The following is a 21,629-nucleotide window of genomic DNA, read 5'->3' on the forward strand; positions in this document are numbered from 1 at the left end:
AAGCCAGCGTGAGTTCCCATTTCACACATTAAAAATTAGTGAGTCGGCTAGAGTCTCTACTTTGTCTAGATTGACGAAGTTTTTTCAAGCTTGATATCGTGAACGTCTGAAAGACCAATGTTCGGAATACAGAGGAGGGAATGTGGCAGCACAGATTATCGACGGAAAAGTCTTAGCACAGCAAATACGAGTTGATATTGCAAAAGAAGTCTCTGAGTTTCATGAGCAAACTGGGATTCGTCCAGGACTAGCTGCAGTGTTGGTGGGGGGAGACCCCGCTTCGGCCATTTATGTCCGAAATAAAAAAATTGCCTGCGAAAAAGCTGGACTCTACCCTGAAGAATATAAGTTGCCTGAATCCACGACTCAAGATGAGTTGCTGACGCTTATTCACAAAATTAATGCCGACCCCAAAATTCATGGGATTCTCGTGCAGCTCCCACTTCCCAAACATATTGACAGTAAACCCATCTTAGAAGCTGTCTCTCAGCACAAAGATGCCGATGGTTTTCATCCCTATAACGTTGGACGGTTAGTTGAGGGGGAACCGGTGTTTACGCCGTGTACGCCCAAAGGCGTGATTCACATGATTGAGTCAACCGGACAGTCAATCACGGGAAAGCGAGCGGTCGTCATCGGTCGAAGCAATATTGTGGGAAAGCCTGTCGCACTACTGTTGATGCATCGACATGCCACCGTGACCGTGTGTCATTCGCGCACCCAAGACCTACCAGCTGTGTGTCGAGAAGCTGATATTGTGGTCGCGGCGATCGGGCGTACGCAATTTGTCACTTCTGAGATGATTAAAGAGGGGGCTATTGTCATTGATGTCGGTATTAATCGACGAGAGGATGGGAGTTTAGTGGGTGATGTGGATTTTGAGCCGGTTAAAGAGAAGGCTGGGTGGATTACGCCTGTACCGGGCGGGGTTGGTCCGATGACCATCGCCATGCTCTTGCAAAATACGTTAGAATCAGCCAAGCGCTTTGCTAAGCAATAAGTCTTCATTTCCCTGAGGATAGCGATTCCTAGTTTCCCCTATGACCAGAGTTAAATATAAAAAAGAGTGAAACATTGATGAACGTTCCAGAATTCAAGCAGCGCAAAAGTCAGGGAGAAAAGCTCGTGGTCGTGACGGCCTACGATGCGCTGTTTACGCGGATTGTCGAACAAGCGGGCATTGAAGCGATCTTGGTCGGCGATTCTCTGGGAGTCGTGGTTCAGGGAAAGCCAAATACCCTCTCAGTCACCATGGACGATATGCTCTATCATACGAGGCTGGTAGCGCAGACGGCAGAAAAGTCGCTTGTCATTGGTGACATGCCGTTTATGTCTTATCAAGCCAGTGTCGAAGATGCCGTGCGCAATGCCGGACTCTTTCTGCAGGCCGGGGCAGCAGCTATAAAAATTGAAGGCGGGAGTCAGGTGATTGATCGCGTCGAAGCGTTGACGCGATTCGGGATTCCTGTGATGGCTCATATCGGCATGACTCCGCAATCTGTCAATCAGTACGGTGGCTATAAAGTCCAAGGAAAGGAAGGAGACCAAGCCGAAGCCATGCTCGCCGATGCCAAAGCCCTTGAAGATGCCGGTGCTTTTTCGTTGGTGCTCGAAGCTGTGCCTGTGGCCTTAGCCAAGACGATTACGGAACATCTCTCGATTCCGACAATCGGTATTGGGGCGGGACCACATTGTGATGGGCAAATCCTGGTGCTGTATGACCTGCTTGGGCTGTTCGATGACTTTGTGCCTAAATTCGTCAAGCCGTATGCTCACCTCAAAGCCGATGCACTGCAGGCGCTCAGTCGATTTAAAGAAGAAGTCGAATGCGCCAAATTCCCCTCCGACTCAGAGAGTTATCATTAACTCGTTTCCTGATAATCCGTCTAGTTACATTGACAGGTTAGTCCTTTACCCCTTTTCATTGTAAGTATTTGGTTCGCTATAGCTTGCCAGGAATATTACGTATACTAATAATGTTGATACGTATACGGAGGATCCTATGATAACGAAGCTCACCGTAACGATTGATGAGGAGGTATTGCCCAAAGCCAAACAATATGCTCGTTCGCAAGGCATTTCACTTTCTCAGCTCATTGAAACGACTCTGAAAAAGATCAGTTCGAAAGTGCAAGAATCGTTTGCGCAACGATGGCATGGGAAGTTTCAAGCAGCTGGTCGCAATGATGATCGATATACGCGACTAATCAAGAAATATTTGTGAATATCCTCATTGATACAGGTGTGTTGATTGATACAGCTCTGAATCGCACCCCACATGCTGATGCCTCTGTGGGCTTGCTTGAGGCATTGGAGGGGGGCGTCAGCACGGGGTTTGTTTCATGGCATACGCTTTCCAACTTTTTTTATCTTGTGGCTCCTATTAAAGGGGCGCCTGAGACAAGGGTGTATCTTGAAGAGTTGACTCGGTTCGTTCAGGTCGCTCCGACAACGACGGAAAGTTTACGATATGCCTGTCAGTTACCCATGAAGGACTTTGAGAATGTGATGCAGGTCTTGCGGCGGTTGCAGGAAGAGCCGAGGGTATCGCAACACGAAACATTCGTGATTATACGAATTTATCCATTAAAGCGATCACGCCAAAACAACTTGTTCAAGAATTGAGCAAATCCTCATAATTGAATCCAAGAGTAGTTTGCCACTCGTATGTCTACATGATGATGAACGAGTGATGATCTTTGTTTGGGCGAAAGGCGCTTCTTACGAAGCATAAGTCCTACATGACTCAAAACTTACCAAACCAGCGAACGCATGCGGTGGTTATTGGCTGCAGTTTAGCCGGGCTGTTTACGGCTCGTGTCTTAAGCGATCATTTCGAACGAGTCACGATTCTCGAACGTGATGTCGTACACGATCATCCTGAATCTCGCCGAGGTCAGCCTCACACCCGCCATCTCCACGGCCTTCTTGCCCAAGGGTTTCGTATCATCAAAGATCTTTTCCCCGATCTGGAGGAGGCTCTGATTAATGGTGGAGCCATTATTTCAGATATGGGTGAAGCGATTCGCTGGTATCACTTTGATGGGTACAAGAAGCAATTTAGGAGCGGACTTCATGCTGTTTCGGTGAGTCGAATATTTTTAGAGTGGAACATTCGTCACTATGTTTCACGATTGCCCAATGTGACAGTTCAATCTGCCTGTCCCGTACGTGGACTGATGACGAACAACGATCGGACTCAAGTTCTTGGTGTTCATGTAGTGACTGGAAACGACGGAGCAGACGAAACGACCATAGACGCAGATCTAGTTGTCGATGCGGCGGGACGTGGTTCGTCGGCTGGTAAGTGGCTGGAGCATTTGGGGTATGAGCGACCGCACGAAGATGAGGTCAAGGTTGGAGTCGGATATGCGACTCGTCTGTATCGACGTCGGGAGAACGATCTCGTTGGGGCAAAACTGGTGATGATTTCCCCAACGCCACCAAGGCAAAAGCATATGTCTTTTCTTTTTCCTGTCGAACACGATCGTTGGATTGTCTCTGCCGGTGGGTGGCTTGGAGATCATCCGCCAACAGATGAGTCGGAGTATCTTGAATTTATCCGTCGTCTGCCTGTCTCGGATGTCTACGATGTCGTGAGTCGTGCTGAACCGCTTTCAGATGTATTTACCTATAAATTCCCATCGAGTCTTCGTCGCCGCTATGAGAACCTAACTCGGTTTCCAGAAGGCTATCTCGTCTTAGGCGATGCCATTGCGAGCTTCAATCCAATTTATGGACAAGGGATGACCTCTGCGGCCATGCAGGTTCAAGCCCTTGATGCTCTCTTACGCCAACAGCCAAGCCTGACTGGTCTATGGCGGCCATTCTTTCAGCGAATCGCCAAGGTCGTGGACATTCCCTGGCAAATGGCCGCCTGTGAGGATTTCCGATATCCGGAAACCGTAGGCAAGAAGCCAGCGATGACTGATCTCACCAATGCCTACCTCGCCAAAGTCCATCGTGCCACGCAGCACGATCCTGTCGTTTACTCACAATTTCTCAAAGTCATGAACCTCATGGCTCCACCCACAAGTTTGATGCATCCCAAGATTGTCTGGCGGGTGTTGCGCGGCGGGTCTGAGTAAAAGACTGTGGTGAAATTATCCAGCAATCGCGGTTGTCGTGGATGGTTATCCAGAGCAAGGGCAGGTCTTGAGTCGCACTTCCCACATCCATGACTGGATCAATTACATCTATTGGATGTTTTTAGTTTCTTGTAGCCTGAGATCGGAAGACCTTTTTTTGTCCCCACTTTTCCTGCTTCGAGAAATGTATACACAATGTTGCATCTTTTGTAAAGCCATGATATGGTGTATATACAATGTAGAATCATTAAGGGGCTGATATGAAATCAACGGTAAAGAAATGGGGTAATAGCGCGGCTATTCGTATACCGTCACATATTCTCGAAGCCGCCTCTCTTCATTCGGAATCAGAAGTGTCTATTACGGAAGAAAATGGACGTATCGTGATTGAACCAATCCACAGTAAAAAATACGATCTCAAAAACCTACTCAAAGGCATCACGTCTAAGAATCAACATCGAGCGGTGGATTTTGGAAAGCCGCAAGGCGAAGAAGCTTGGTGATGGCTAGTGGGTATATTCCGCAAGCCGGTGACATTGTTTGGCTAAACTTCACACCACAGACGGGCCATGAACAAGCTGGCCATCGTCCGGCATTGGTGCTGAGTCCCAAGGTTTACAACCAAAAAACCAGCCTGATGATCTGCTGTCCCATCACGACTCAAATTAAACATTACCCGTTTGAAGTCTTGATCTCTGGTGACCCGACAAGCGTAGTTCTCGCCGACCAAGTGAAAAGTCTCGACTGGCGAAGCCGCAAGGCCAAGCGAAAAGGTAGCGTATCTCTAGACGAACTCGCAGAAGTACGAGCCAAAATCATCGCTCTTATTGAATAGAACATGCTACTCCCGACTTCAGTATCTCCTGCAAAGGTCAATCGTGCTACATATCACTACGCGGTCGTCTACTCCCAGTTTTTGAAGGTGATGAAGCTCATGGCCCCACCCACAAGTTTGATGCATCCCAAAATCGTTTGGCGGGTCTAGTTGAGTTGTGAATCTAAATATTCAGCTAAGCTAGATTGATTGTGAATGGCCTCAAAAATGGATTTTTTGAATTTCAGAGGTAATAACTTCTGTAGAGAGACTAATCCTTTACTGTCATGAAGTATTTGAAGTTCTCAATATGAAAATGTAACCGACTAGAAAATATTGTTACATGGGCTTAACACTATTAGAACTCTGGGCTTATCTTTGTATTTAGGCAATACAGAATGGAATAGGACTACGCATGATTAACGACGTGTTCGCAGTAACCGATCTGTTTCGTGGCTTCTACTATGTTAGTAAGAGTTGCTTTGCTCTTTCCAATTGGAAAGGGACAGTATGATGAGTGATCTGTTTATTCTTCAAATGCAAGAACCATATCGGCAACAATTAATTACGAAACACAAATTTTATGTGGAACAAGCTAAGAAACGTTTGCTGTCACAATTCGAAGATATTTCTGGTGAGATGGACAAGCATATGAACGAATGGAACTCAAATGCGAACGCGGGGTTTAATCCTGATTGCCACGATCCAGATGATTTTTTGCTAGTGCCTGCTGAAAATGAAGCATGCATTTTTAATGAATTGTTAACTGACATGCATGAGCAAACGCAATTAAGCGTTGTTGCGGGTATGTACCATACGTGGGATAAAGAACTTCGGAAATGGATTGCGATATGTCTAGATCGTTCTTTTTTGGTGGATAATTCAAATGCGAAAGCCGTAATTTGGACAGCAACCTTTGACAATATTATTGATCTATTAGCAAGTTCTGGCTGGCAGGTGCGGGACAAGCACTATTTTAAGCAACTTGATATCTGCCGGCTAGTAGTCAATGTATATAAACATGGGATTGGGCATTCATTCGACAAATTGAAAGAGGATTATCCGCAATTTATGAAGGAAGTTTTAGGTCGTTTGTGGGATGTAAATATCATAGGATATTATTTATATTATCCACACCTGAAGGTCACTGATTCGCACATATTTGAGTTTTCAAATGCCATTACAGCTTTCTGGGATGATGTGCCGAGGAATGATATTCAATTGTCCTTGTCCAATACATCTAATAAGTGGCTATCAAAAGCTAGAGAAGTGGATTTAAGATAGAGGTGGTTCCGTTTCATTGAACAGCCAAATAGTCATCGCTACGTGGAATGCTCCAAATTGAGTTAGACCGCTTTCAGCTGCGACCAGTTCTTGAAGTACTCCTGTAACCGTGTCTTCTCACCAAAGTCTTGAATGAGGCCACCTACCATTTGTAAATCTGGAAATAAACACCAAGTGTTGCTCCCGCTGCTGAGACCGATTTATAGGTATGTAAGTAGCTAATATACCTCACGAGGTTAGGCGTTAGGTTGCAGACCAATGGAAAGTGGCACCGAATATATCATTAAATTCATTCAACTGCTCAACTACATCCGAATTGAGATAAAGTTACGATTAGATCTTATAGAGAAATATGGGATTTATGGCCCCTTTCTGTTTTAGATTTCTTTCCTGCATTTCTCCCAAGTATGTTGTCGCTGATCGTACGTTGAAATATTAGTGCCCACCTAGAAACGAATTTTGCAGTTTCGCTGTCCTTAACTTCGTCATAAGCATAGACCTTCTGCTTGAAAACCCCTTGTTTTCCGGCTATGCTGGTCGGTTCAAATTAGTTATAGTTGTGTATGTTGTCCAAACGTCTTTCCCGTATCCAAAAAGGGGAAGCAGGACAACGCGAAGTCGGAGTATAGAAAACTGATATAACCCGGAGTAGACTCTGTGGAACTGCCTAACGATATTCCCTCTTGTCGCGATAATATCGATCGCTTGGATGACGAAATTCTTCGTATTCTGAATGAGCGGTCGCAATACGTCATTCAAGTCGGGCATTTAAAGAAGCAGAAGGATGCCTCGGCTCACCTGCATACCCAGGGTCGTGAGACGGCTATTGTCGAGCGATTAGCGGCAAAGAACCCTGGTCCGTTTCCCAGTTCGGCCATCCGTCCTGTGTATCGTGAGATCATGTCGGCCTCGCTTTCGTTAGAGGGCTCTCAAACAGTGGCATACCTCGGGCCGCCAGCAACCTTCACTCATTTGGCAGCGGTCAACAAGTTTGGGGAGTCGGCAGAGTATATTCCGGTGAGTAGCATTAAAGATGTGTTTGATGAAGTGGAGCGTGGGCGAATTCGGTTTGGTATTGTGCCTGTTGAAAATTCAACCGAAGGCGTGGTGAATCACACCCTTGATTTGCTGGTAGATTCACCCTTGCTCATCTATGGCGAAATCATGTTTGAGATTGCGCACAATGTGCTGTCGAAGGCGGACTCTCTCGAGCACATTAAGACGATCTATTCCCACCCGCAAGCCATCGCGCAATGTCGTAAATGGTTAGAGGCCAATTTGCCCGCAGCTGTTATTGCAGAGGAACCCAGCACGGCGCGCGCGGCTGAACGATGTGTTAATGATGCAACCGCCGGGGCTATCGCGTCTGAAATCGCTGCGGAAATCTATGGATTGAAGATTCTGAGATCGCGGATAGAAGACAATATTCATAACTCGACAAGATTTTTAATCCTATCCCAACGTGGATCCGAGCGAACCGGAAAAGATAAAACTTCCATTATCGTGTCAGCGAAGGATCGGGTTGGCGCGTTATATGACATGATTCGACCATTTTCGTCTTATGGCATTAACATGACGAAGATCGAGTCCAGGCCTACGAGGCGTAAAGTCTGGGAGTACCTCTTTTTCATGGACCTGGAGGGGCATCAAGATGACGACCGGGTAAAGAAGGCGATTGATGAAGTGAAGGGGCGCTGTCTCTTCTTGAAGGTTTTAGGGTCGTATCCGTCCGCAAGTGGATAGAGGGGAAATGTAAATTGCAAAGTGAAAAATGCAAAATAGATGAAATTGAATGCAGGGTCAGGTGTTTCCATCTCCGATCCGTTACTTTGCACTTTTCATTTTACATTTTGAATTAAGCCGGTGGAGATGTTTCTATTCTAACCATTGAGTTCTCACATGCCGTTAATCGTTCACCCCAATATTTCTTCTCTCGTTCCTTATTCTCCAGGAAAGCCCTTGGACGAGTTAGAACGCGAGTTGGGAATAACCAATGCAATTAAGCTTGCCTCAAATGAAAACCCTTTAGGTCCGTCGCCAAAAGCTCAAGCAGTATTGGCTGAGGGGGTTGCGACGTTGAACCGGTATCCCGACGGCGGAGCGCATTATTTGCGGCGAGCCCTGGCGGAACGATGGAAAGTGTCGGCGGATCAACTCATCGTGGGCAATGGTTCGGACGAAGTCATTAGTCTCTTAATCAAAGCGTTCTTAGCACCGGGTGAAGAAGCCGTGATGGCTGATCATACCTTTGTGATGTACAAGCTTTCGGTTCAAGGATCGCATGGCGTGCCGGTCGAAGTGCCGCTGAAAGATTGGCGACATGATTTGTCTGCCATGGCCGCAGCGGTGACCGATAAGACTCGACTCGTTTTTTTGTGTAATCCGAATAATCCCACTGGCACGATGGTGTCGATGACGGAGGTTGATGCGTTTTTAGCTAAGCTTCCCGATCATGTGATCGTTGTTTTTGATGAAGCCTATTATGAATATGTCCGGTCAGCCGAGTATCCAGACAGCCTGCAATATGTGAAACAGCAGCGCCCGGTTGTCGTCTTGCGAACGTTTTCGAAAATTTATGGCTTGGCTGGATTGCGTGTAGGATATGGGGTCACATCTACAGAGATTGTTGACTATGTGAATCGAATACGTCCGCCATTTAATGCAAATAGCCTTGCGCAATTGGCTGCATTGGGGGCTCTCGACGATGAAGAACATGTCGCGACGAGTCGATCCGTCAATGCTACAGAGATGGCGATCCTAGAAGCAGGGCTCACGAAGTTGGGCATGGTGGTCATTCCCAGTCAAGCCAATTTCCTTTATTTTGATACCAAGCAAGATGGGCGACAGGTGTTTGATGGTCTGCTTCGCGAAGGCGTGATCGTGCGGCATATTAAAGGTTCAATGATTCGTGTGACGGTTGGAAAGCCCGAAGAAAACCGTCGCTTTCTTCAAGCCTTGAAAGTTGTGTTAGGTCATATTTAGAAGGTAGGAAATCCGCTCTATGATCATTGTGATGAAACCGGAAGCGACTGAGCAAGATGTTGAGCATCTGGTTGAGCGTCTTCGTGAATTAGGTTTAAAGGCCCAGGTTTCGATTGGGGAGGAGCGCACTGTGGTGGGCGTGATCGGGGATGACCGGATTCTTCAAGGGCAACCCCTCACGGTATTTCCTGGGGTTGAGAGTGTGACGCCGGTGTTAGCGCCGTGGAAATTGGTGAGTCGCGAATTCCAGAAACATAACACGGTGATTGATGTAAATGGGGTTAAAGTTGGCGGGAAGAAAATTGCCGTCATGGCAGGTCCCTGCGCAGTTGAAAAGCGAGAGTTAACCGTGGGGATTGCGAGGGAAGTTTCGTCCGCCGGGGCAGGAATTTTACGAGGCGGTGCGTACAAGCCGCGAACATCTCCCTATTCCTTTCAAGGGCTCGGTCAAGAAGGTCTCGATTTTTTAGTCGAGGCCCGCAAGCAAACGGGTCTTCCTGTTGTGAGTGAAATTTTGGACGCCAGGGATCTGGGACATTTTTTAGAGAAGGCGGATATCATTCAAATTGGCGCCAGAAACATGCAGAACTTTGAATTACTCAAAGAGGTTGGCGATTATGATAAGCCGGTATTATTGAAACGCGGCCTTTCTGCCACTATCAAAGAATTCTTGCTGTCGGCTGAATATCTCATGTCTCGTGGCAATCGCAACGTGATGCTGTGTGAGCGAGGCATTCGAACATTCGAAACACAATACCGAAATACGCTTGATCTCAGCGCTGTTCCCACCTTGAAGGAAATGTCTCATCTGCCAGTCATTGTCGATCCCAGTCACGCGACTGGAAAGTGGAACCTCGTGGCCCCTATGGCGAAAGCCGCGATTGCCTGCGGAGCCGATGGTTTGCTGATCGAGGTTCACTCCAATCCCGAATGCGCCCTCTGCGATGGAGAGGAATCGCTCAAGCCATCGCGCTTTAAAGATCTCATGTCGAGTTTGAAGCTCATTGCCGAAGCTGTTGGGCGGGATTTATAGTAGGCATATGCGAGGCCCGACGTTCTTCGTCGATTGGGAAGCTTCTGTTTGTCAATTTTTGGCAATATCATAATGTGTGTTACGTGATGAACTGAATCAGAGATGAATAGGCTTTTTCATAGAGTCGTTATTGTTGGTGTTGGGCTGATTGGCGGGTCGCTGGGCTTGATTCTGAAGCAGCAAGGTTTGGCTGAAACAGTGATTGGTGTCGGTCGCCGTGTTGAGAATCTTCAGTTAGCCGTGACGCTTGGTGCTATAGATCAGTATGAGTCCGATGCCCAGGATGCGGTTCAAGGCGCTGACTTGGTTGTGTTAGCCACACCGGTTGATACCTATGCGACGCATTTGCGTGATTGGGGCGGTCGTCTTCCGGCGCAAGCTATTGTGAGTGATGTGGGAAGCGTGAAAGGGCAGTTGGTTGAAGAGGCCGAGCAGTTGCTCCCGAAACATGTTCGCTTCGTCGGGGCTCATCCAATTGCAGGACGCGAAAAGTCCGGGGTTGCCTATGCTACGGCTGATTTATTTAAAGGGGCTCGTTGCCTTGTCACCCCAACGACACGAACGGATCCTGAGGCCTTGGAGTCTATTTGCCAGCTCTGGAAATCTGCAGGATCGGATGTCTGCTCGCTTGACCCCTATGACCATGACTTTGTGTTAGGAGCGGTCAGCCATCTACCTCATGTCGCGGCTTTTGCCTTGATGCAAGCGCTCACGCAACTCCAAAGTCAATTAGGGCACTCCACTACGTTGTTAGGGTATTCTGGGGGTGGGCTGCGGGATACCACCAGAATTGCCGCCAGTTCCCCTGAGATGTGGCGGGACATTTGTTTAGCCAATCGAGACAATCTTATGAAGATGATTGATGCCTATATCGAGCATCTCAACCAATTCAAGGGCTGTGTCGAACAACACGATGGGGCGGGGCTCGAGAAAATTATGGAACAGGCGAAGCAAGCAAGGGAGCGACTTTCATGAGTGCATGGGCAACGACAGCCGCAACAAAACCGCTTCGTGGAACTGTGCAGGTTGCAGGCGATAAATCCATTACCCATCGGGCGCTGATCCTGGGAGGGCTGGCTCAAGGGGAAACGATCATTTCCGGCTACTGCCTTGGAGAAGACTGCCTTAATACGCTTCGTGTTGTCCGTGCGCTAGGCATTCCAATTGAAGACATCGATGCCACGACCCTAAGAGTTCTAGGGAAAGGCCTTTGGGGATTCACTGAGCCTTCGACGGTTCTGGATTGTGGAAATTCCGGAACAGGCCTTCGCCTCCTTGCCGGCGTGCTGGCTGGACAGGATTTCTTTTCAGTGCTCACAGGCGATGGATCACTGCGCAATCGACCCATGGGGCGAGTGGTCAAACCTCTTCGGATGATGGGCGCATCAATTACCGGTCGAAAAGCTGGCGAATACGCGCCATTGGCCATTACTGGTCAAGGCTTAAAAGGTTGTGAGTATGCCTCTCCTGTGGCCAGTGCCCAGGTAAAGTCCGCTGTTCTATTGGCAGGGCTCTTAGCTGATGGGGTAACGAGTGTGACCGAGCCGATCAAGTCTCGGGATCATACGGAACGTATGCTCCAACACTTGGGCGTTGATGTCCAAGTTGATGGCTGTACTGTCTCGGTAACTGGTCGTCGGTCGTTTAGTGGGAAGCCGCTTTCAGTTCCTGGAGATATGTCAGCCGCAGCCTTTTTTCTGGTTGCCGCCTCTATTGTGCCAGGTTCGGAGCTCTGTCTCTCTGGAATTGGGATGAATCCTGCCAGAACGGGGGTGGTCGATATTCTGCAAAAGATGGGGGCACATATTGAAGTTCGCAATAGACGAGAGGTTTCTGGTGAACCGGTTGCCGATCTATTGGTCAAGTCAACCAATCTTCATGGAATTACCATCGAGGCTGAGGATATCCCCAAGACGATTGACGAACTCCCCATTTTGTGTGTTGCCGCTGCCGCTGCGGAAGGGCACACGCATATTACTGGGGCTCAAGAGCTTCGAGTCAAAGAAACCGACAGAATTCATGCCATGGCGGTGGAATTATCAAAACTCGGCATTCCTATTGAAGAAAAACCTGATGGCTTGAGTATTACGGGCGGGAAAACACTGTCAGGGGCGCACTGCCAAAGCTATGGAGACCATCGAGTGGCCATGTCATTGGCTGTGGCCGGACTGATTGCCAATTCGGCTATTGTCATTGATGAGACAGATTGCATTGAAACGTCTTTCCCTGGATTTCAGGGCAAGTTATTGGATTTATTGACAAACTCTCAGTGAACACTATAATACGCAAATGGCAGGAAAGCGGGCAACGTCCGAAACCTCAGGTCCGTCGATTGCTTATTACGATTGATGGTCCGGCTGGGGTCGGCAAAAGTACAGTTGCCAAAAAGCTGGCCGTACGCCTAGGGTACACCTACCTGGACACTGGTGCTTTGTATCGTGGCGTGGCGTGGAAGGTCCGGTCGAGCAACATTGATCCTGGTGATTCGGATCAAGTTGCCGAATTGCTTGCATCCACAAAGCTTGAGTTAGCGGCGCGTGAGCATACACTGTCTGTGTTTGTTGATGCACAAGACGTGACTCGTGAACTTCGAAGCCTTGACGTGAGTCAATTAGCTTCAACGGTCGCAGCGCTCCCTCAGGTTCGACATTGGCTGCTACCAATTCAGCGAAACTTTTCGGCTGATGGTGGTATTGTGGTTGAGGGACGAGACATGGGTACCAAGGTGTTTCCTCAAGCCGACGTGAAATTTTTCCTTGATGCTGATCCTGAAATTCGGATCAGTCGACGATATCGTGAACTTCAAACGGATGATCAACAGAAAAACTTGGACGATGTTCGACGAGAGATGACCATTCGAGATGATCGTGACCGTTCTCGAGAGGTGTCTCCCTTGATTCCGGCTACTGATGCGATGATGATTGATACCTCCAATTTGTCGATTGATCAGGTGTTGGACCATCTGACGGAAGTGGTGTCTGCACGCCAGTGAGCGGGCTTGTATACGCCTGCATTTGGGCGGCTTTCAACATACTTGGTCGATTGTGTTTTCGTTATCGTGTCCATGGGGCGCGGCATATTCCGAAACGTGGAGGAGTCCTATTCGCAGCCAACCATGCCAGTTACGTAGACATTCCTTTCTTGGGGTGTGGCATTCCCAGACGCGTATCGTTTCTGGGGCGAGCGAATCTTTTCGCCCATCCTCTTCTTCATTGGATGCTTCGAAAAATTGCCTGGATTCCACTCAAGACCAACCGGTTAGACCGGCCTGCAGTGAATGAAGCCGTGTCTCGACTGAAGGCTGGAAAGTCCGTTGTGATTTTCCCAGAGGGTACACGAACCCCGCATGGGGGCCTGCAAGAGGGAAAGCCTGGGATTGGCCTCATTCTTTCTGAGGCGCAATGTCCGGTGGTGCCAGCTTATATTGGTGGAACGTTTGAGGTGCTGCCTATGGGGTCGGCTCGGTTGCGGCTGAAACCCATACACATTCATTTTGGAGAGCCGATGACCTTTCCATATCAAGAAGGAGAAGAGCCAAAAGCCTATTATCGTACCGTGAGTGACGCCGTGATGGCACGGATTGCTGAATTAGGGCAGGTATCTGCTCCATCGTCGAAGCGGTCTCTATGATATATTTTTATGCATATGCAAACCTTCCCGGTACTCTAATGCTGAGGGGTACATGGAAGTTTTATTGTCATTATCAGCCGTGCATTGAGCAGAGTGGAGGCGTAGGAAGAGGATGAATACAGTATCTGAACAACCTGAACAGCTGGATCGTGAGGCATTAGCCGCACTGTATGAAGAAACCTTTCGTAATATCGAGGAAGGCACCATAACGGAAGGACGCGTGGTCAATATCCAGCGTGAACGGGTTGTCGTCGATATCGGGTACAAGTCTGAGGGGATGATTCCGTCTGATCAATTTACAAGCGAAGAACTTCAGACTCTTGCCGTCGACGATACGATTCAGGTCTATATCGAGCAGTGCGAAGATGCCGAAGGCAACTTGCTCGTCTCGAAAGAAAAAGCCGACAAGATGAAGGTCTGGGAAGACCTGGAAGTCGCTCACCGCGATGATAAAGAAGTTGAAGGAAAAGTGCTGTCGAGAATTAAGGGCGGCATGATGGTCGATATTGGTGTGAAAGCCTTTCTTCCTGGTTCGCAGATTGACCTGACTCCTGTTCGAGACTTGGATGGATTAGTTGGAAAAGTCTTTAACTTTAAGATTATTAAGGTCAATCATCGGAGAGGCAATGTGGTCGTGTCTCGTCGGGCGTTGCTTGAGGAAACACGAGATAAGAAACGGCAGACGACGTTGTCGACGCTTGCGGAAGGCCAGCTCATTACCGGAACCGTGAAAAACATCACCGACTATGGAGCCTTCCTTGATCTTGGGGGCATTGATGGGTTGCTCCACATTACAGACATTTCGTGGGGACGGGTTGGTCATCCTTCGGATATGTTCTCCATTGGCGATCGGATTGAAGTCTTGGTGCTAAAGTATGATCGTGAAACCGGACGAATTTCTCTCGGCTTAAAACAAAAAACGGCAGATCCGTGGAGTCAGGTTGAAGCCAAATATCCCGAAGGCAGTCGGATTCCAGGAAAAGTGGTCAGCTTGACTGATTACGGGGCTTTTGTGGAATTGGAGCCTGGCGTCGAAGGGTTGGTGCATGTTTCTGAAATGTCTTGGACGCATGAAGTGCGTCATCCTTCACGAGTCGTGTCGATTGGTGATCAAATTGAATCTCAGGTGCTCCACGTCGATCAGCAGAGTCGGAAGATTTCACTGGGCATGAAGCAGACGGCTCCGAATCCGTGGGATGTCATTGAGTCCAAATATCCGGAAGGGACGCAAATCGAAGGCAAGGTCAAGAGTGTCACAGACTTTGGAGCCTTTATTGGTCTTGAAGAAGGCATCGATGGTCTGATTCATATCTCTGACATGTCCTGGACGAAACATATCAAGCATCCGTCTGAATTGTTCAAAAAAGGGCAATCGGTGCAAGCCGTTATTCTTCGTATCGACAAAGATAAAGAGCGCTTATCGTTGGGCTATAAACAGCTTGTTTCCGATCCATGGGAATCTGAGATTCCGGCACGATTCCAAATTGGCGGAAAGGCTTCAGGCCAGGTTTCCAAGATTGCGGACTTTGGGGTGTTTATCGAGCTCGATGGTGGAGTTGAAGGCCTGATTCACATCAGTGAAATTAATATCGATTCCCAAGAACGAGTTGAAGATAAGTTTGAGATCGGCCAAGAGGTTACGGCTAAAATTGTTAAGGTTGATTGTGATGAACGGAAAATTGCGTTGAGTTTATCTGAGCATCTTCGTGAAAGTGATCAAGATCAACTTGAAGCATTTCACGCCACTCAGGGGCAGATCGATCAAAGCTTAGGTCGGATGACCCAGGAAAAAAATGCTGAAACGCAAGGGGATTCCTAATGAAGAGAGGGGCTCTCGTTAACGCCTATGTCTGATACGTACGCATCGCCCCCAAGCCCACCACGACAGTCCTGGTGGAAGCGAGTGTTTTGGATCTTGATGGCTGCAGTGGCACTCACCTGGGTGGGGAAGACGCTGTTGCCTGACATGGATTCCTACGGGAAGGAGCAGGTCGCGGTTGTACGGGTTGAAGGTCCAATTCTTGACTCGAAGCAAGCTGTCAGCGAGTTGCAGGACTTTAGTGAAAACCCGATGGTCAAGGCGATTGTCGTACGGATTGATAGCCCGGGCGGGGGGGTTGCGCCATCTCAGGAGATCTATAATGCCGTGAAGCGCGTAAAGTCGGAGTACAACAAAACCGTTGTGGCTTCGATGGGGACCGTTGCCGCCTCCGGCGGGTACTATATCGCTGTTGCGAGTGATCGAGTTTTGGCGAATCCCGGGACGTTGACCGGGAGTATTGGTGTCATCATGCAAATGGCCAACTTTGAAGAGTTATTGAAAAAAGTTGGCGTACAAAACTTTGTGATTAAGAGTGGACGGTATAAAGATATTGGATCGCCGTTTCGTCCTATGGAAGATGAGGACCGGCAGTTGTTGCAATCGGTAATGGATGATGTCCATCGTCAGTTTATCGAGGCCGTGGCTGAGGGGCGATCATTGGATGTGGCCGATGTTGAAGTGTTGGCGGATGGACGGGTGTTTACAGGTCAACAAGCCAAGGATTCGCTGCTCATTGATGAACTGGGAGACCTGACTGATGCCATTGCATTAGCCGGAAGACTGGGTGGAATTGAAGGTGAACCACGCGTTGTCGAACCAACAAGAGAGTTTTCTATTAGGGATTTACTTGAAAGTTCATTTCTTGGAAAGACGTCTTCTATGGTTTTCCAGGCGACATGGATTCCACTCATGTACTTAATGGTTTTTTAGGGAGTTCGTCTGGTATGCTATGATCGGGTTTCGAATCGAAGCCGTGTTTGGCTGGGGTTGATTGAGGAGGGATGAATGACGAAAGCTCATCTTATTGAAAAACTTGGTGAACAAGCTCCAACGTTAAGCCATCGGCAAGCTGAACTTGTCGTGAACACACTCTTTGACTCCATTCGAGACTCTCTCAAAAAAGGTGAAAAAACTGAAATCCGAGGATTTGGTAGTTTTCGTTTAAGAATACGACAGACCAAAGAGGGACGTAATCCTAAGACTGGCGAAACGGTCGAAGTTCCAGAGAAGCGAATGCCATTTTTTAAAGCTGGCAAAGAAATTAAGGAATTGCTCAATCAATAAACGTAAGGTGAGACTACGCATATGAGTTCCTCAGACCAAGATGTCATCGACCAAGATGTTGTTTGGACAGATGAGGCCCTAGAACGGTTACAGCGGGCGCCATTTTTTCTGCGAGGAATGGTGAAGCGTTTAGCTGTGAAAAAAGCTAAAGAGCTTGGCTACCCGGAGATTACCGTTGAAATCCTCGACCAATTCAAACAGCAAATGATGGGTCAGATGGGTGGCGAATCTGGCATGAGCCAAGCGGCTGATGATATGGCGAAGGGAAACCTTCCTTGGACGGCTGAAGCCAAAAAACGTTTAGAGTCAGTTCCGGAGTTTATGCGGGACATGATTAAACGCATTGCCGACGATATTGCCAGAGAACGTGGTCATATGGAGGTCAATGTCGAGTTGTTCGAAAAGGTAGAGGCCTTAGGTGATCTGAAGGAGCAAGCTGGTGGTCCGCCATTAGAATGGACAGAAGATGCCTTGGCGTTATTACAACAGAAGATTCAAGACTCTCCTCCAATGGCGAAAGAGTTTGTTGCGGATATGCTCAAGCACGATGCTGAAGACTTAGCCCGGGAACAAGGCATTACACGTATTGATGGCGCATCGCTTGTTCGCTTGTGGGAAGCCCCCCAATCTCAAGTCGCTTGGGCTGATGATGCCTGGAAGCGCCTGCAAACGTCTCCAGACTTTGTGCGAAGCGGTATTCGAAAAGCTGCTGAGCGGCGTGCGAGAAAACTGGGACTTCAAGAAATTGACTCGGAACATCTGACCGTCTTTCGCAATGAAGCCATGATGAAAGCTGTCAAGCGTATTCGAGCATTCGGGTATAAAGAGCTGACCTTTGATGCCTTTGATGATGCCTTAGAAAAGGTGAAACGGCTGAAGGGGAATGATCAAGCCGAACATCGTTTAGAAGAAATCCGGGACTACATGAAAACTAAGCCCGATGTCGGTGTATTAGGCGAAGAACTCATGGGCAAATTCCGCAAGTATCTCAAAGGTGAAGGGAAGCTGTAAACGATTCCTTTCTCAACTTCGTTCCTCTCCTACCTATTTAACATTCCGCCAAATAGCTCGGCGCTGTCAATTGCTGGGTGTCACCCTAGGACTATTATTTGAAGAGACCTTCATGGCCGATTCAATTATAGCGAACCCACATAATTCAAGCTGAATTCACATCACTCGCTCAGCGCAAGAGCACACTTCGTACATACGGAAGTGAATTGGAACGGCTACAGTGCAATGTGCGGATCTACCCTTTTCGGAACATTGCTGGCCATCTCGACTAAATCTATACAAAATACAAGAGTTTTAGTTTAATTTGCATGTAGTTGCATAGACATCATATATGATGTATCATATAAGGGTATGAATGAAATACTGGTGAAAATGTTAAAAAAAAGGAAGGAATTACAGCTTAGTCAGGTGGAATTATCTGTTCGTTCTGGAGTGAGCTTGCCGACTCTGCAGAGAATTGAGTCAGGAAAAGCCAATCCTTCACTTTCGACACTTGAGTTGCTTACTTCTGCTCTGGATCTTGAATTGTCTTGCAACGACGTGTCTGTGGATTGGGATGAATTAGCTGCATACGGCTTGCCTCTGCAACGTCGAGAAATTCGGCACGTGAGGAAAACGCGAGAAAACTTTTTGACCGCTATGTGTCGAGCCTGCTCCTCATTGATACAGGAAAGGCAGTCGCCAGACTTTTCTCGCAAAAAAGAAGCTCTCATCGGAACACTTCTTGCCTTAAAGTTACATTATGCCGATCTGTACAAAGAGCTTTGTCACAAGTGTCCTATGGTAGAGCAATTATTTCAGGACACGATCGAGGGTAAGCATATTAAGCTGAAGCGCCTGGCTCTCGCTCAGATAGGCACGTACCTATGAAAGCGATTTCGAAAGAACTCCTCGATCGTTTTTTCGAGCTCGCGTCAGAGAAAATTTCTGGAGAATGGGTTTTGCTGGGTGGCTCCGTTTTGCCGTATCTAGGAAGGCCCATTCGTGCCACAGTCGATATTGATCTAGCGACAACATCACTGCGAGCAGGTGAACACCAACTTGAATTGATGGAGATTGCTGAGTCGTTGTCTTTACCTGTTGAGGCTGTGAATACGGCTGCGGAATTCTTTGTGAGAAAGATAGCTGGGTTTGAGAACAACTTAGTCCGCATGTATTTCAAAGGCGATTTCTCTGTGTATCGACCCAATGTGAATCTTTTTATCCAATTGAAACTCCCGAGACTTTCTGAATCTGACCTTGAAGACTCCTTAGAATTTCTTACGTTTGCTGGAGAAATCAAAGAACATATCGATGTGAGTCTCTTGGAAAAGTTAATCTCGAAAGAATTACAAAAAGGCGATCACCGTATGAATCGTTTGGAGAATCTGCTTGAGGCATTGCCTGCCGTGCCTTGAGGGTGTTTGAGAAAATGCGTGTCCTGTAACGATTTCGACAATCAGCGTGGGGACAAATCTTCGATCGTTTCTGGCATTCTTCGATTTGTCTTCCACATCCCGTTGGGCACCACACGATGCAAACCAAACCCGATGTCGGCGTCCGCGGCGAAGACCTCATGGGCCGCTTCCGCAAATACCTCAAAGACGAAGGCGCATTCTAAGCATCTGTTTTTTATACCTCGTTCCTTCTTTGGTTGCCCTCCCACTCTTGCCAATCCAAGCCGTATCTTTTTTTAGTTAAATCCAAAATATTAGATATGAGGAAAGCCTCGATAGCGTCTTTCTCATGTTATTTCAGGTAGTCTTTCAAAGTCAGCTCGTCGGGAGAAGTTTAAGTGTGTAATTAGGCTATGATACGTAAAATAGAGTGCCCTATTTTCCTGGATTTTATTCCTTAACAGAATTTGTGGCTCAACCGATGAAACTGAATTTTTTGATTTTATTGAAAGTTAATAGTCTTTTTCGCATGTTTCTATTCTAAGAAACTCCCATGGCTAGTCTGAGCCTCTATCATGATTGAAAAATAAGGATAGGATTGGGGATTTTTTCCGATAATACCATTGTTCTGTAAGTAGGCTTTTCAATAAGTCATTATTTATTGAAAGGTTCTATGAGATGACGAGAACTTCTTGAGGAGAGGCACATGAGTAAAATTGGTATGTGTTTTATGATGATCGTCATAGGCTCATCCGTCTTCTTTAGTCTAAATTGCCACGCAGCTGTATTGTCATCCACAACAATCACGTACAAAAATTACACAGACATTCCACAACCATTACGTCAGGGTATTCGGGAAAATGTTTTCCTTGAACAATTTATTTCCCAACGATTGACTTTTATTCGAAACAGAAGCCAAAGCCGACAATATCTGAATGAAGCAGATCTACTGAATCAAGAGAATGAGTTGATTGATAAAGCCGAAAAAAATCAACTGTCAAAGGTTATCAAGTATGACCAAGATCTTGATGGAGAAGTCACGATTGAGGAAATCAGGACTTCCATTTTGAAGCAAAACCCTATATTAGAAAATCCGCACTATGCCGATAAGTTCAATAAACGGCTGAAAAAAATTTCTGAACTTGATCTCGACAAGAACGGAGTACTTTCTTATAAAGAAATGAATTCCTTGGCCCCGAATATGATTAAACGTGCAACCAAGAAGTTTTCTACCCTGTACAAGAAGTACTTATTACTTGACCCAAATCAGGACGGGCGTTTTACCGCAGAAGAATTGGAGCTCTTAGCAAGAAAGGCCTTTGCGACGGTCGATAAAGATCGTGACTCCTTCATTTCTTCCGATGAGTTCCAACCTTTTCAAAAAGCCGTAAAGTTTGCCTACGACCTTCCTCTCATTTGCAAGTTGCCATCGGTGGATCAAGGAGTCCAATTGCTCAGCATTGGCATTCGCCAAGGTACCGGTATTTCTTCTGTGACCATTGCAGGTCAAGACAAAATCACTACATCAGTTTCGGTCAAGATTAAGGAAGATAGTAATCCCATGTATGTTGTATTAACGAGTTCGGATCCAGTTATCTGGAAATTTTCTGGTCACACAGAAGCAATTCGGCATCTGGCTCTCCACAACACCGCACCTAAGAATGTTGACCATGCAACCAGCGGTGTTACCGGAATTCCAAAAGAGCGGGTCAGTTTTCTCGGGAGTGGGTGTATTCCAAGTTACTATGGTTCCCAAAAAGGACCAAGCTCACGAGCGAAGTCTGCCATTAGACAGATGGTTGGACGGGTGCCTGACCGCATCAAAGGATCGTATGAAGTGGGAAATATTTTAGTGACGTCTAATCGCATAGATGTTTCACATACGAGGTTTAAACCTCAAACTCGTGATAGACCTATCCCCCAAGGCTATCATCTCGAAGTCTATCGATCTCTCTTTTCTTCATATCCTAACGGGGTAATAGACATCGTTCCTTCGGAGGTGGTGGCCGATGCTCCGGTAGAATCCTATGAAATACTTCCTGTAAAAGCAGGACTCGCAAAGTTAGCCTATGATGGATACATTGCACCAGTAGGGTCCAACACATTCAGAATCCTCAAAACCATCCCTCGCTATCCAGCCGGATTACAGGCAGGGCAATCCGTGAACTTTCTTATCGCGAAAGGTGTACAAGTCCCTAAAGGCGATCCAGGTCACCGCTGTGTCAAGATGGAAGAAACCGGGGAAGTCGTATCAGGTCGATATTGTAAATAGTGATACAGTACAAGGCCTGAACTCCTATCGCAT

22 protein-coding genes are annotated in these 21,629 nt (G+C 47.3%); all 22 read left to right on the forward strand.

Annotated elements, in window-relative coordinates; translation table 11 throughout:
* Window positions 1-142 precede the first annotated feature (142 nt).
* The 22 genes from folD (at window position 143) to ACWHX8_RS03145 (ending at window position 21,596) form a co-directional block, all read left to right on the forward strand.
* Window positions 143-1,000 (forward strand): bifunctional methylenetetrahydrofolate dehydrogenase/methenyltetrahydrofolate cyclohydrolase FolD, encoded by an 858-nt coding sequence (folD, locus tag ACWHX8_RS03040; protein ID WP_447970500.1) that lies wholly within the window; start codon window positions 143-145, stop codon window positions 998-1,000.
* A 56-nt stretch (window positions 1,001-1,056) separates the two neighbouring features.
* Entirely contained in the window at window positions 1,057-1,866 is an 810-nt protein-coding gene (gene panB / locus ACWHX8_RS03045) for a 3-methyl-2-oxobutanoate hydroxymethyltransferase (protein WP_447971850.1), read from the forward strand.
* Window positions 1,867-2,002: 136 nt separating this feature from the next.
* A complete protein-coding gene (locus tag ACWHX8_RS03050) occupies window positions 2,003-2,224 on the forward strand; it encodes a DUF6364 family protein (RefSeq protein WP_447970501.1) in 222 nt (73 codons plus the stop codon).
* Window positions 2,221-2,625, forward strand: coding sequence for a type II toxin-antitoxin system VapC family toxin (locus ACWHX8_RS03055; RefSeq protein ID WP_447970502.1), 405 nt, complete (start codon window positions 2,221-2,223; stop codon window positions 2,623-2,625). Before ACWHX8_RS03050 ends, ACWHX8_RS03055 begins: the two co-directional genes overlap by 4 nt.
* Before the next feature lie 116 nt (window positions 2,626-2,741).
* Complete coding sequence (locus ACWHX8_RS03060; RefSeq protein WP_447970503.1) at window positions 2,742-4,088, forward strand: NAD(P)/FAD-dependent oxidoreductase; 1,347 nt, start codon at window positions 2,742-2,744, stop codon at window positions 4,086-4,088.
* A gap of 260 nt (window positions 4,089-4,348) precedes the next feature.
* Window positions 4,349-4,591: an AbrB/MazE/SpoVT family DNA-binding domain-containing protein gene (locus ACWHX8_RS03065; RefSeq protein ID WP_447970504.1), complete on the forward strand. Its 243-nt coding sequence runs from the start codon at window positions 4,349-4,351 to the stop codon at window positions 4,589-4,591.
* Complete coding sequence (gene mazF / locus ACWHX8_RS03070) at window positions 4,591-4,923, forward strand: endoribonuclease MazF (protein ID WP_447970505.1); 333 nt, start codon at window positions 4,591-4,593, stop codon at window positions 4,921-4,923. The genes ACWHX8_RS03065 and mazF overlap by 1 nt, the downstream gene beginning before the upstream one ends.
* A gap of 489 nt (window positions 4,924-5,412) precedes the next feature.
* Entirely contained in the window at window positions 5,413-6,186 is a 774-nt protein-coding gene (locus tag ACWHX8_RS03075) for a hypothetical protein (RefSeq protein ID WP_447970506.1), read from the forward strand.
* Window positions 6,187-6,843: 657 nt separating this feature from the next.
* On the forward strand, window positions 6,844-7,929 hold the full coding sequence (gene pheA, locus ACWHX8_RS03080; RefSeq protein ID WP_447970507.1) for a prephenate dehydratase: 1,086 nt from the start codon (window positions 6,844-6,846) through the stop codon (window positions 7,927-7,929).
* A 156-nt stretch (window positions 7,930-8,085) separates the two neighbouring features.
* Window positions 8,086-9,168 carry a histidinol-phosphate transaminase gene (gene hisC / locus ACWHX8_RS03085; protein ID WP_447970508.1) on the forward strand — a complete coding sequence of 361 codons (1,083 nt, stop codon included), beginning with the start codon at window positions 8,086-8,088 and terminating at the stop codon, window positions 9,166-9,168.
* A gap of 19 nt (window positions 9,169-9,187) precedes the next feature.
* On the forward strand, window positions 9,188-10,201 hold the full coding sequence (gene aroF / locus ACWHX8_RS03090; RefSeq protein WP_447970509.1) for a 3-deoxy-7-phosphoheptulonate synthase: 1,014 nt from the start codon (window positions 9,188-9,190) through the stop codon (window positions 10,199-10,201).
* Window positions 10,202-10,303: 102 nt separating this feature from the next.
* Window positions 10,304-11,176 (forward strand): prephenate dehydrogenase, encoded by an 873-nt coding sequence (locus ACWHX8_RS03095; protein WP_447970510.1) that lies wholly within the window; start codon window positions 10,304-10,306, stop codon window positions 11,174-11,176.
* The gene (aroA, locus tag ACWHX8_RS03100) at window positions 11,173-12,474 is read left to right on the forward strand and encodes a 3-phosphoshikimate 1-carboxyvinyltransferase (RefSeq protein ID WP_447970511.1); all 1,302 of its coding nucleotides are present in this window, start codon (window positions 11,173-11,175) and stop codon (window positions 12,472-12,474) included. The genes ACWHX8_RS03095 and aroA overlap by 4 nt, the downstream gene beginning before the upstream one ends.
* Entirely contained in the window at window positions 12,471-13,193 is a 723-nt protein-coding gene (gene cmk / locus ACWHX8_RS03105) for a (d)CMP kinase (protein ID WP_447970512.1), read from the forward strand. Before aroA ends, cmk begins: the two co-directional genes overlap by 4 nt.
* On the forward strand, window positions 13,190-13,831 hold the full coding sequence (locus ACWHX8_RS03110) for a lysophospholipid acyltransferase family protein (protein WP_447970513.1): 642 nt from the start codon (window positions 13,190-13,192) through the stop codon (window positions 13,829-13,831). Before cmk ends, ACWHX8_RS03110 begins: the two co-directional genes overlap by 4 nt.
* Window positions 13,832-13,943: 112 nt before the next feature.
* The gene (locus ACWHX8_RS03115) at window positions 13,944-15,650 is read left to right on the forward strand and encodes a 30S ribosomal protein S1 (RefSeq protein WP_447970514.1); all 1,707 of its coding nucleotides are present in this window, start codon (window positions 13,944-13,946) and stop codon (window positions 15,648-15,650) included.
* A 27-nt stretch (window positions 15,651-15,677) separates the two neighbouring features.
* Window positions 15,678-16,583 (forward strand): signal peptide peptidase SppA, encoded by a 906-nt coding sequence (sppA, locus tag ACWHX8_RS03120; protein ID WP_447970515.1) that lies wholly within the window; start codon window positions 15,678-15,680, stop codon window positions 16,581-16,583.
* A gap of 75 nt (window positions 16,584-16,658) precedes the next feature.
* A complete protein-coding gene (locus tag ACWHX8_RS03125; RefSeq protein WP_447970516.1) occupies window positions 16,659-16,937 on the forward strand; it encodes an integration host factor subunit beta in 279 nt (92 codons plus the stop codon).
* 21 nt (window positions 16,938-16,958) lie between these two features.
* A complete protein-coding gene (locus ACWHX8_RS03130) occupies window positions 16,959-17,948 on the forward strand; it encodes a PCP reductase family protein (RefSeq protein ID WP_447970517.1) in 990 nt (329 codons plus the stop codon).
* Between the two features lie 372 nt (window positions 17,949-18,320).
* Complete coding sequence (locus tag ACWHX8_RS03135; protein ID WP_447971851.1) at window positions 18,321-18,818, forward strand: helix-turn-helix domain-containing protein; 498 nt, start codon at window positions 18,321-18,323, stop codon at window positions 18,816-18,818.
* Window positions 18,815-19,345, forward strand: coding sequence for a hypothetical protein (locus ACWHX8_RS03140; protein WP_447970518.1), 531 nt, complete (start codon window positions 18,815-18,817; stop codon window positions 19,343-19,345). Before ACWHX8_RS03135 ends, ACWHX8_RS03140 begins: the two co-directional genes overlap by 4 nt.
* 685 nt (window positions 19,346-20,030) lie before the next feature.
* A complete protein-coding gene (locus ACWHX8_RS03145; RefSeq protein WP_447970519.1) occupies window positions 20,031-21,596 on the forward strand; it encodes a hypothetical protein in 1,566 nt (521 codons plus the stop codon).
* The last annotated feature ends 33 nt before the right edge of the window (window positions 21,597-21,629 follow it).

Source organism: Nitrospira sp. M1, assembly GCF_965152605.1.